The organism is Streptomyces sp. NPDC060198, from assembly GCF_042728415.1.
In the GTDB taxonomy this organism is placed as follows: Bacteria; Actinomycetota; Actinomycetes; order Streptomycetales; family Streptomycetaceae; genus Streptomyces.
Map to the genome: position 1 here is coordinate 1 of NZ_JBHWZJ010000242.1, position 11,099 is coordinate 11,099.

Here is an 11,099-nt window from a genome sequence, read left to right on the forward strand (position 1 = left end):
GCGGGAGAGGCGCCCTTCAGCGTGCCGCGAGGGCTGCCTCTCCCGCCGCCCTCATCGCGGCCAGTGGCGCCGGCGAGCGGCCCGTCATCTGCTCGACCTGGAGGACCGCTTGGTGGACCAGCAGGTCGAGACCGCCGACCACGGCCCCGCCCCGGTCCGCCCACGCGGTGGCGAGAGCGGTGGGCCAGGGCTCGTACAGCACGTCGAAGAGGGTGCCGGGCGCGGCGGGAACGGCTGCGGCGAGGGCGTCCGTGGTGCCGGCTGGAGTGGTCGCGACGACGAGCGGGGCGGCGAAGGCCTCGGCGGCGTCGGCCCAGTCGGCGACGGAGACCTCGACGCCGAGGCGGTCGCCCCAGCCGCGCATCTCGTCGGCCCGGGCACGGCTGCGCACATAGGTGGTGACCGGTCCCGCGCAGATCTGGGAGAGCGCGGCGAGCGCGGAGGAGGCGGTCGCGCCCGCACCGAGGACGGCGGCCGACTCCACCTTGTCGACGCCTCGCTCGCGCAGTGCCGCGACCATCCCGGGGATGTCGGTGTTGTCGCCGACCCGCCGGCCGTCCCTCGTGAACACGACCGTGTTGACGGCTTCGACGGAGGCCGCGGTGTCGCTGATCCCGTCGAGCAGCGGGATGACCGCCCGCTTGAGCGGCATGGTCAGCGACAGCCCGGCCCAGGTCGCGTCCAGGCCGGCGAAGAAGCCGGGGAGTCCCGCCTCGTCCACGTCGAAGCGGTCGTACGACCAGTGGTCGAGGCCGAGTTCGGCGTACGCGGCCCGGTGCAAGACCGGGGAGAGCGAGTGGGCGATCGGGGAGCCGAGGACCGCGGCGCGGCGGGGTCCCTCACTGGAGGCCATGGAGTTCCTTGAACTTCTCGTTGAGCGCTTCGTGCTCCTCCACCGTCTTGGTGAAGTCGGTCTTCTTTCCGTCGAGCGAGATGAAGAACATCCATCCGTCGGCGGTCGGGTTGAGGGTCGCGCTGATCGCCTCGTCCCCCGGGTTGCTGATCGGACCCGGCGGCAGGCCCGTGTGGTAGTAGGTGTTGTAGAGGTCCGGGTTGGTACGGATCTCGCTCGACCTGATCGTGATCTTGCTCTGGTTCTTCAGGTAGTTGAACGCAGAGTCGAATTCGAGCTTGCGGTTGGTGATCGTGTTGTCCGGCTGCAAGCGGTTGTAGACCACTTCGGCCATCTTGCGGAAGTCGTCGTGGGAGATGCCCTCCGCCTGGACGAGGCTGGCCACGGTCAGCACCTGCCAGGGGCCGTCCAGGTCGTACTTCTTGGCGGCGCCCGCGAGGTCGAGCTTGCCGTACTCCTCGTTGGCGCGGTCCACCATCCGCTTCAGAGCGTCCTCGGGCTTGGATCCCTTGGCCACCGGATAGGCAGCGGGGAAGAGGAAGCCCTCCAGCGGGTCCTTGAGATCAGAGTGGTTCGTCGCCCAGTCCGGCAGACCGAGGTCGGCGATCTTCTCCCGCGCGACCTTCTTGGTGGTGCCCTCGTCCACACCGATCCGCTGGTCGATCAGTTCGTAGATCTTGGCGTTCCGCGTGCCCTCCGGGATGATCAGCGCGTTCTGGCTCTTCGGGTCGAGCATCATCTTGACCGCGTTGGCCGCCGACATCTGCTTGTTGAGGAGGTAGACACCCGCCTGGATCGAGTTGCCCTTGGGGTTGGAGTTCTGCGCGGAGACGAAGGCGTCGACGGACTTGACGACGCCCTGCTTCTTCAGCTTGTTGGCGATGTCGTAGCCGAGCGCGTTCTTGGGGATCTCGACCTGGACCTGGGGGCCGGTACCCATCCCCTCGTAGTCCTCGGGGGCGCCGAACTGCTGCTTCCAGTAGCTGTACCCGAAGTAGGACACCCCGCCGAGGCCGCCGACGAGGACCAGCGACACGACGAGGCAGGCACAGCCGTTGCGGCTCTTCTTCTTGCCCTTGGTGCGGCCGCCGCGCCGGCCGGAGCGCGGGTCGTCGTCGTACTCGGAGTCGGCGCCGTCGTCCGGGTCGGAGTCCCGGTCCGTCTCGTCGGAGGAGTTCTTGCCGCGTCCGCCGCGGCTCCGGCGCTCCTCCGGTGTGTCGGAGCCGGTGAAGAAGGGGTGCGTCTCCTCCACCGGCTCGTCCGGGTCCCAGTCCGTCTGCGACGGGGGCTGGGCCTCGGGTTCCGGCGCGGTGCGGCGGCCGGGCGGCTGCGGCGGCGGGAAGGCCTCCGCGGTGGCGTACTGGTCGCCGGGGGCGCCGTAGTTCTCCGCCGGGTAGCCGTACGGGTCGTGGGGCTGGGCGCCGTACGGCATGGCGGGCTGCTGACCGGTGTCCCAGCCCTGGTCGTAGCCGGGCTGCTGCCCGTACTGCTGCTGTCCGTAGGGCTGCTGCTGCTCGTACTGCTGCTGCTCGTAGCCGCCCTGCGGCTGCTGGTACTGCTGGTGCTGCTGCTGCTGGTGTGGCTGCTGATGTCCGTAGGGATCCTGGGGATTGCCGTAACCCTGCTGCGGGTAGGACTGCTGCTGGGCATACGGGTCCTGGGCGTTGCCGTAGCCCTGTTGCTGCTGGGCGTACGGGTCCTGCGGGTAGGGCTGCTGCTGATGCTGCGGGGCGTAGGGATCCTGCGGATGGCCGCCGTAGGAATTCGGGTCCTGCGACGCTTCCTGGGCCGCCCAGCCTTGGTCCCCCTGGAGGGGATCCTCGGGATGCCACGGTTCGGGGCCTGCGCCCCGGCCATACTCAGTCATCGATCCCCTAGAGCCGCGAGACGCGCGTTGCCGTCTCTTCGCTTCGCCGTGCGGGCTGTTCGAACACCGCAGCATCGCGCGGAACGTTACCGTATCGCGATCACAGCACCACTTCGACGCCCTCGCCAGGTGCATGCCCTGACGCCCGTTCGGACTCCAGCGCGTTCTGCAGGATCACCACGGCGGCGGCCTGGTCGATGACGGACCGCCCCTTCTTGGACCGGACGCCCGAGGCGCGCAGCCCCTGGGTGGCCGTCACCGTGCTCATCCGCTCGTCCACCAGCCGTACCGGCAGCGGGTGGACCGCGCGGGCGAACACCTGGGCGAAAGCACGGATCTTCGCCGCGGCGGGCCCTTCACCGCCGCCCAGGGACCGGGGGAGGCCGATGACGACCTCGATCGGCTCGTACTCCTCGACGATCTGACCGAGCCGCCGGTGGGCGGCCGGGACGTCACGTCCCGGCACGGTCTCCACCGGCGTCGCCAGGATGCCGTCGGGGTCGCACGAGGCGACCCCGATCCGCGCGTCCCCGACGTCGATCGCGAGCCTGCGTCCGCGACGCATCGGGGCACTCTCCTCGGTCATGCGGTCTCGGTGACCTGGCGCTCGACGGCGGCGACGGCGTCACCGATGGCGTCGGGGTTCTGGCCGCCGCCCTGGGCGACGTCCGGCTTGCCGCCGCCACCGCCACCGAGGGTCTTGGCAGCCGTGCGCACCAGGTCGCCGGCCTTGAGACCGCGCTCGCGGGCGGCTTCGTTGGTGGCGATGACGGTGAGCGGGCGTCCGTTGGCGGTGGTGAAGAGGGCGACCACGGCGGGCCGGCCGCCCTGGATGCGACCGCGTACGTCGAGGACCAGGCGGCGCAGGTCGTCGGCGGAGGTGCCGTCCGGGACCTGACCGGTGACCAGGGCGACTCCGCGGACGTCCTTGGCGGACTCGACCAGCCCGGCGGCGGCCTGGAGGACCTTCTCCGCGCGGAACTTCTCGATCTCCTTCTCGGCGTCCTTCAGCTTGCCGAGCATGGCGGAGATCTTCTCCGGGAGCTCCTCGGAGCGGCCCTTGACCAGCTCCTGGAGCTGGGCGACGACCGTGTGCTCCCTGGCGAGGAAGTTGTAGGCGTCCACGCCGACCAGGGCCTCGATGCGGCGCACCCCGGACCCGATGGAGGACTCGCCGAGCAGCTTCACCAGGCCGAGCTGGGAGGTGTTGTGGACGTGGGTGCCGCCGCACAGTTCCTTGGAGAAGTCGCCGATGGTGACGACGCGGACCCGCTCGCCGTACTTCTCGCCGAATTCGGCGATGGCGCCCTGCTTCTTGGCCTCGTCGATGGACATGACCTCGGCCTGGACGTCGAGTTCCCGGGAGAGGACCTCGTTGATCTTCTGCTCGACGTCGGTGAGGACCGTGCCGGGAACGGCGGCGGGCGAACCGAAGTCGAAGCGGAAGCGGCCCGGGGAGTTCTCCGAGCCGGCCTGGGCGGCCGTCGGGCCGAGCGCGTCGCGCAGCGCCTGGTGGGTGAGGTGGGTGGCGGAGTGGGCGCGGGCGATGGCCCGGCGGCGGGTGATGTCGATGGTGGCGTAGGCGGAGGCGCCCACGGTCACCTCGCCGACCTGGACGACGCCCTTGTGGACGCTGACACCGGGGACCGGCTTCTGGACGTCGCGGACCTCCACGACGGCACCGCTGTCGAGGCGGATGCGGCCGGTGTCGGCGAGCTGGCCGCCGCCCTCGGCGTAGAACGGGGTGCGGTCCAGGACGACCTCCACCTCGTCGCCCTCGCTCGCGGCGGGCGAGGGCACGCCGTTGACGAGGAGACCGACGACGGTCGACTCGCCCGTGGTGGTGGTGTAACCGGTGAACTCCGTGGCACCGGCGGTGTCGGCGACCTCGCGGTAGGCGGAGAGGTCGGCGTGGCCGGTCTTCTTGGCGCGGGCGTCGGCCTTGGCCTTGTCGCGCTGTTCCTGCATGAGGCGGCGGAAGCCGTCCTCGTCGACGGCCAGGCCCTGCTCGGCGGCCATCTCCAGGGTCAGGTCGATCGGGAAGCCCCAGGTGTCGTGGAGCAGGAACGCCTTGTCGCCGGCGAGGACCTGGCCGCCGGCGGCCTTGGTCTCGGTGACGGCGGTCTCCAGGATGTTGGTGCCGCCCTTGAGGGCCTTCAGGAAGGCCGTCTCCTCGGCCAGCGCGACCGTCTCGATGCGCTTGCGGTCGGTCAGGAGTTCCGGGTACTGCTGCCCCATCGTGTCGATGACGACGTCGATGAGGTCCTGCACGACGGCCCCGGTGGCGCCCATCAGGCGCATGTTGCGGATGGCGCGGCGCATGATGCGGCGCAGCACGTAGCCGCGGCCCTCGTTGCCCGGGGTGACGCCGTCACCGATGAGCATGACGGAGGTGCGCATGTGGTCGGCGACCACCCGCATGGAGACGTCCGTGGAGTGCGCGGCGCCGTAGCGGACGCCGGTGAGCTCGGTGGCCCGGTCCATGACGACGCGCAGGGTGTCGGTCTCGTACATGTTCTGCACGCCCTGCAGGATCATCGCGAGGCGTTCGAGGCCGAGACCGGTGTCGATGTTCTTGGACGGCAGGTCCCCGAGGATCGGGAAGTCCTCCTTGCCGTCGCCGGCGCCGCGCTCGAACTGCATGAAGACCAGGTTCCAGATCTCCACGTAGCGCTCGTCGTTGACGGCCGGGCCGCCCTCGACGCCGAACTCGGGGCCGCGGTCGTAGTTGATCTCGGAGCAGGGGCCGCAGGGTCCGGGGACGCCCATGGACCAGAAGTTGTCCTTCTTGCCGAGGCGCTGGATGCGCTCGGAGGGCACGCCGATCACGTCGCGCCAGATCGTCTCGGCCTCGTCGTCGTCGAGGTAGACGGTGATCCACAGCTTCTCCGGCTCCAGGCCGAAACCGCCGTCCGCCAGGGAGCCGGTGAGCAGCTCCCAGGCGTACGTGATGGCGCCTTCCTTGAAGTAGTCGCCGAAGGAGAAGTTGCCGCACATCTGGAAGAACGTGCCGTGCCGGGTCGTCTTGCCGACCTCTTCGATGTCCGGGGTACGGACACACTTCTGCACGCTGGTGGCGCGGGGGGCCGGCGGCTTGGCCTCACCGAGGAAGTACGGCTTGAAGGGCACCATGCCCGCGTTGACCAGCAGCAGAGTCGGGTCGTCCGCGATGAGCGACGCCGAGGGGACGACGGTGTGACCGCGCTCCTCGAAGAAGCTCAGCCAGCGACGGCGAATTTCGGCCGACTCCATCAGTGGTCCTCATTCCGGTTGTTCGAGTTGTAGGGGAGGGTGCGGTACAGGGGGGCCGCGTCCGAGCGGTGCGCGGGTCCGGCCGCGTCGACGGCCCGGTGGCGCCGTACGGGGAGTTCCGGGTCGACCGGTGCGTTCAGGCCCAGCGCTCCGCCGAGTTCGGCCTCGCGCCGGACCATGCCCTCGCGCACGTCGAGGGCGAAGTCCTTGATCCGGTGACCGGTCTCGATCGCCTTGTCCGCGGCCTGCGCCGCGAGGCTCTCGGGGCTGAGCTGCTTGATCTTGCGGTTCACCTTGGTGGTGGCCCACACGCCGGCGGCCGCGCCGGCGGTGAACCAGAAGGTTCGGCGGAACATCGCTGGTTCAGTCCTTCTGTCCGCGGGAGCTGCGCCCGTTCCGCTTCTTGCGGGCGGACGGCACGGTTCGTCCGACGACCACGGTACGGCGGGGGGCCTGGCTTTCACGCGCGGGCTCCGGTGCGCCCCTGCGGCCGAGTGCCTGGCGGACGCCGTAGCCGAAGGCCGCGACCTTCACCAGGGGGCCGCCGAAGGTCGACGCGACGGTGGTGGAGAGGGCGGAGGCGTTGGAGGTGACCTCCTGGACGTCCGACGCGATGGCGTCGACCTTGTCCAGCTGGGTCTGCGCGGAGCGTACGGTCGCGGAGGCGTCGGCGAGCAGCGGTACGGCCTGCTCGGTCACGTCCGCCACGAGCTTGGTGGTCGCCCTGAGCGTCTGGGCCAGCCTCACCAGCACCACGGCGAGGAACGAGACCAGGATCGCCCAGAAGACGGCCACCAGAATCCCGGCCACCTCTCCACCGGACACTGTGCACCGCTCCCTGCTTGTCGCTCGCCCCAGGGGGGCCTGTCACCGTCCGGACCGGCCGCGGCGCCCGGGCACCAACCCGCCGCCCCCGCCAGTCGTCGTATCGACGAGCCTATCGCGCCGGGCGTCACGCCCTGTACCGCATTACCCCGTGGCCGGGGCGGGTCTATGGACAAGTTTGTACGCAGCGCTTCCGGACCAGTACTCTGCGTGTTTCATGCGACGCCTTCCGGGCAGGTTCCCCGAACCCGACGATCAGGGCTCCGGGCACGCCCCCGGCCACAGCGGGCTGCCCGCGGAACTGAACACCTTCGTCGGACGCCACGACGATCTCGCCGCTCTCGGCGCACTGCTGGAGGAGAACCGGCTGGTCACCGTCGTCGGTGTGGCCGGCGTCGGCAAGACCCGCTGCGCGGTACGCCTCGCCTCGCTTCTGGAGAAACGGTACTCCCACGGGGTCGGGGTCGCCGACCTCGCCGACCTCGCCGGCCTGGGCGATCCCGACCTGCTGGGGCACGCGGTGGTCGACGCGCTGGGGCTGACCGACCACACCCGCAGACCGCCCAGGACGATCCTGCTGGAGCATCTCGCCGACCGTGAGGTGCTGCTGGTGCTCGACGGGTACGAGCAGCACGTCGGGGCATGCGCGGACCTGGTCCAGGAGCTGCTACGCCGGGCGCCGCGCCTGCGGGTTCTGGCGGCGGGCCGGCTCCCGTTGCGGGTGGACGGCGAGCGGCTCCATCCGCTCGCACCGATGGGCGACGAGGACGCCCTGGAGCTGTTCGCCGCCCGGGCGGGCGCGGTACGGCCCGGCTTCGCCCTCACCGGCGCGGTCCGGGAGACCGTACGGGAGCTGTGCCGGCGCCTCGACGGGATTCCGCTCGCCCTGGAGCTCGCCGCCGGACGGATGCGCGCGCTCGCGCCGGAACAGATCCTCCAGCGGCTGGACGACCGGTTCGGGCTCCTGACGGGCGGCAACCGGAGCGCCCCGCCGCGCCATCAGACGCTGCGGACGGCGATCGGCTGGAGCCACGAACTGTGCGCGCCCGCGGAGCGGCTGCTCTGGGCGCGGCTCTCGGTGTTCGCCGGACAGTTCGACCTGGAGGCCGCGGAGTACATCTGCGGCGGTCCGGACCTGCCGGCCGACACCGTGCTGGACGTGCTGGACGCGCTCCTCGCCCAGTCCGTGGTGCTGCGCGAGGACTCCCCCGCCGGCACCCGCTACCGGCTGCTGGACACGATCCGCGAGTACGGGGCCCAGTGGCTGTCGGCCACCGGGGACGCGGAGCGCCTGCGACGGCGGCACCGGGACTGGTTCCTGGGGCTCGCCACCTGGTGCGAGCTGGACTGGTTCTCCCCCCGGCAGGAGGTGGTGGCGGTCCGTGTCGAGTGCGAACTCCCCAATCTCCGCAGGGCGATGGAGTGCTCGATGGAGTCCTCGGACGAGGTCCACCTCGCGCAGTACCTGGCGGGAACCCTCTGGTACTTCTGGGTCGGCTGCGGGCGGCTGGCCGAAGGCCGGTACTGGCTGGAGCACGTGCTCGACGAGGAGACCTCCCACGATCCGTCACGACTGAAGGCGCAGTGGGTGCTCGGGTACGTGTCGGTCCTCCAGGGAGACGCCGTCGGCGCGATCTCCGCGCTCCAGGAATGCCGGGAGGGGGCGGAGCAGTCCGGGGACGACGCGGCGGCCGCGTACGCGGTGCACCGGACGGGCTGTCTGGCCCTCGTCACCGACGACGTGGCGCGCGCGGAGGAGTTGCTGCGGGACGCGCTCGCGCGCTACCGGGAGGTGGGCGAGCTCAACAGCAACGTCCTGATGGCCCAGGTGGAACTGGGCATGGCGCGGGTGTTCCGGGGAGATCTGGAGGACGCCGCGGCGAACTGCCGCGAAGTCGAGGAGATCTGCGACGACCACGGGGAGCGCTGGGTCCGGGCGTACGCGCTGTACGTCCTGGCCTTCGTGGCGCTGCGGCAGGGCCGCCCCGGGGCCTGCCGCCGGATGCTTCTGGAGGCCCTGGCCACCGGCCACCGCTTCCACGATCCGCTGGGCGGCGTGCTCTGCCTGGAGCTGCTGGCGCTGCTGACCGTCGTGGAGGGTGACGCGAGGGAGGCCGCCGTGCTCCAGGGGGCCGCATCGGCGATCTGGCCGTCCGTGGGGGTGCCGGTCTTCGGCTCGGTCCACTACGGCGCCCCGCGAGCGGAGTGCGCCGAGCGGGCGCGCGGGGAGCTGGGGGAGGCCGCCTACGGGGCCGCTCTGCGGACCGGGGCGCTGCTGGACCTCGACACCGTGGTCCGGCGTGCGCTGGCCGGCGGGAACCCGGATCGCACGGACGGTTCCCCTCCGCCGGAGGGGCGCCCCGCGGCGAGTGTCCCGGCACCCGGGGAAACGCGAAGGCCCGCCGCCTCCCGGATGACCGAGAGGGGCGGGCCCGAGCTCTGATGCGAGCGCTGCGCCTGGATCAGCGGGCGTAGTACTCGACGACGAGCTGCTCGTCGCAGATGACCGGGATTTCCTTGCGGTTCGGGTCCCGGTCCAGGCGGAAGGCCAGGGCCTTCAGGTTCACCTGGAGGTAGCGCGGGGTCTCACCGTCGGTGTCGTAACCACCCTCGCGGGCCACCTGGAAGGGGACCTTGGAGCGGCTGCGCTCGCGGACCTGGACGACGTCGTCGGGGCGCACGCGGAACGACGGCTTGTCGACCTTGCCACCGTTGACCTCGATGTGGCCGTGGACGACCATCTGACGGGCCTGGTAGATGGTGCGGGCGATGCCCGAACGCAGGACCAGGGCGTCGAGGCGGCGCTCCAGCTCGACGACCAGCGCCTCGCCGGTCTTGCCTTCGGCCTTCTTGGCGCGGTCGTAGGCGCGCGCCATCTGGCGCTCGCTGATGTCGTACTGCGCACGCAGGCGCTGCTTCTCCAGCAGACGGACCTTGTAGTCCGAGTTCTGCTTGCGGCCACGGCCGTGCTCGCCCGGCGGGTACGGACGCGCTTCGAAGTACTTGACAGCCTTGGGCGTCAGAGCGATGCCGAGGGCACGCGACTTCTTGACCTTGGGACGCGACTGGTTAGGCACGTTCTCCAGACCTCCGTTGTAGGGGTTTACCTCAGTGGGGAGATCGCGTGTCTCACCCTGGGAACACCACACACATCACGGACATCACGAAGCAGCGACGGCACGCACACGGGTGCCGTAAGCGACGGAAGGCCGATCTGATCGTGGTCAGCCGCGTCCCAGCGGGCTTGAAGATCGTCGGGCTGCCGTCAGCAACCCGAACGCACACGAACTCGTCTACAGACTACCTGCTCCGCGGAGCTCCTCGTACCGGGGGCGGGTGTGACCCCGGTCGGCGGGCCGCCTCACGCGCGCGAGGGGCCCGCGCGCGTCAGCGCTCGCGCGCCCCGGCGTCGCCGTCCGTGCGGCCGAGGCGCTCACGGACCCGGTCCGCCACGTCGGCGTACCGGGCCTCGGCGCCGTAGCGGGTGGGGGTGTAGTACCGACGGCCCCGGACCGCCTCGGGAGCGTACTCCTGGGCCGCGATGCCGCCGGGGACGTCGTGCGGGTAGACGTACCCCTGTGCGTGCCCCAGCTTGGCGGCGCCCGCGTAGTGACCGTCGCGCAGGTGCGCCGGGACCGGCCCCGCCATGCCCTTGCGGACGTCCTCGCGGGCGGCCATGATCGCCAGGGTCGCCGCGTTCGACTTGGGTGCGAGGGCCAGGGCGATGGTGGCGTGGCTGAGGGTGAGGGCGGCTTCGGGGAAGCCGATCAGGGCGACGGCCTGGGCGGCGGCGACCGCCGTCGGCAGTGCGGTCGGGTCGGCGAGACCGATGTCCTCGCTGGCGGAGATCATCAGCCGGCGGGCGATGAACCGGGGGTCCTCCCCCGCCTCGATCATGCGCGCCAGATAGTGCAGCGCCGCGTCCACGTCCGAGCCCCGGATCGACTTGATCAGGGCGCTCGCCACGTCGTAGTGCTGGTCGCCGTCCCGGTCGTACCGCACGGCGGCACGGTCGACCGTCTCCTCGACGGTCGAGAGGGTGATCTCCGCCTCGTGCTTGGCCAGGGCGGCCCCGGCGGCGGCCTCCAGCGCGGTGAGCGCGCGGCGGGCGTCACCCCCCGCGATGCGCAGCAGATGGTCCTCCGCATCCTCGGGGAGCGTCACCGCACCGCCGAGACCGCGTTCGTCGGTGAGGGAACGGCGCAGCAGGGCGCGCACGTCGTCCTCGGTGAGGGATTCCAGGGTGAGCAGCAGGGAGCGCGACAGCAGCGGCGAGATGATGGAGAAGTGGGGGTTCTCGGT

8 protein-coding genes and 1 pseudogene are annotated in these 11,099 nt (G+C 71.1%); 1 reads left to right on the forward strand and 8 read right to left on the reverse strand.

The window, feature by feature from the left end; genetic code table 11:
- Positions 1 to 16 precede the first annotated feature (16 nt).
- The 6 genes from ACFWEP_RS24605 to ACFWEP_RS24630 form a co-directional block, all read right to left on the reverse strand.
- Complete coding sequence (locus tag ACFWEP_RS24605; RefSeq protein ID WP_387372941.1) at positions 17 to 853, reverse strand: shikimate dehydrogenase; 837 nt, start codon at positions 851 to 853, stop codon at positions 17 to 19.
- Entirely contained in the window at positions 840 to 2,720 is a 1,881-nt protein-coding gene (gene mltG / locus ACFWEP_RS24610) for an endolytic transglycosylase MltG (protein ID WP_387372943.1), read from the reverse strand. Before mltG ends, ACFWEP_RS24605 begins: the two co-directional genes overlap by 14 nt.
- A 100-nt stretch (positions 2,721 to 2,820) precedes the next feature.
- Positions 2,821 to 3,306, reverse strand: a complete 486-nt coding sequence (gene ruvX, locus ACFWEP_RS24615) for a Holliday junction resolvase RuvX (RefSeq protein ID WP_387372945.1) — start codon at positions 3,304 to 3,306, stop codon at positions 2,821 to 2,823.
- Positions 3,303 to 5,972, reverse strand: coding sequence for an alanine--tRNA ligase (alaS, locus tag ACFWEP_RS24620; protein ID WP_387372947.1), 2,670 nt, complete (start codon positions 5,970 to 5,972; stop codon positions 3,303 to 3,305). Before alaS ends, ruvX begins: the two co-directional genes overlap by 4 nt.
- Positions 5,972 to 6,328 carry a DUF6167 family protein gene (locus ACFWEP_RS24625; RefSeq protein WP_387372949.1) on the reverse strand — a complete coding sequence of 119 codons (357 nt, stop codon included), beginning with the start codon at positions 6,326 to 6,328 and terminating at the stop codon, positions 5,972 to 5,974. The genes alaS and ACFWEP_RS24625 overlap by 1 nt, the downstream gene beginning before the upstream one ends.
- 7 nt (positions 6,329 to 6,335) lie before the next feature.
- Entirely contained in the window at positions 6,336 to 6,782 is a 447-nt protein-coding gene (locus tag ACFWEP_RS24630; protein ID WP_387372953.1) for a DUF948 domain-containing protein, read from the reverse strand.
- Between the two features lie 232 nt (positions 6,783 to 7,014).
- Between ACFWEP_RS24630 and ACFWEP_RS24635 the strand changes: the two genes are divergently transcribed.
- Complete coding sequence (locus ACFWEP_RS24635) at positions 7,015 to 9,240, forward strand: ATP-binding protein (protein ID WP_387372951.1); 2,226 nt, start codon at positions 7,015 to 7,017, stop codon at positions 9,238 to 9,240.
- 19 nt (positions 9,241 to 9,259) lie between these two features.
- Here ACFWEP_RS24635 and rpsD read toward each other — a convergent pair whose 3' ends face one another.
- Both rpsD and ACFWEP_RS24645 read right to left on the reverse strand, forming a co-directional pair.
- Positions 9,260 to 9,874, reverse strand: a complete 615-nt coding sequence (rpsD, locus tag ACFWEP_RS24640) for a 30S ribosomal protein S4 (protein WP_018524225.1) — start codon at positions 9,872 to 9,874, stop codon at positions 9,260 to 9,262.
- A 310-nt stretch (positions 9,875 to 10,184) separates the two neighbouring features.
- Positions 10,185 to 11,099: pseudogene (locus ACFWEP_RS24645) on the reverse strand (replication-associated recombination protein A); the annotation flags it as partial.

Coding starts and splice junctions, on each gene's coding strand:
- ACFWEP_RS24605 (WP_387372941.1), bottom strand. CDS start 853: ATGGCCTCCAGTGAGGGACCCCGCCGCGCCGCGGTCCTCGGCTCCCCG.
- mltG (WP_387372943.1), bottom strand. CDS start 2,720: ATGACTGAGTATGGCCGGGGCGCAGGCCCCGAACCGTGGCATCCCGAG.
- ruvX (WP_387372945.1), bottom strand. CDS start 3,306: ATGACCGAGGAGAGTGCCCCGATGCGTCGCGGACGCAGGCTCGCGATC.
- alaS (WP_387372947.1), bottom strand. CDS start 5,972: ATGGAGTCGGCCGAAATTCGCCGTCGCTGGCTGAGCTTCTTCGAGGAG.
- ACFWEP_RS24625 (WP_387372949.1), bottom strand. CDS start 6,328: ATGTTCCGCCGAACCTTCTGGTTCACCGCCGGCGCGGCCGCCGGCGTG.
- ACFWEP_RS24635 (WP_387372951.1), top strand. CDS start 7,015: ATGCGACGCCTTCCGGGCAGGTTCCCCGAACCCGACGATCAGGGCTCC.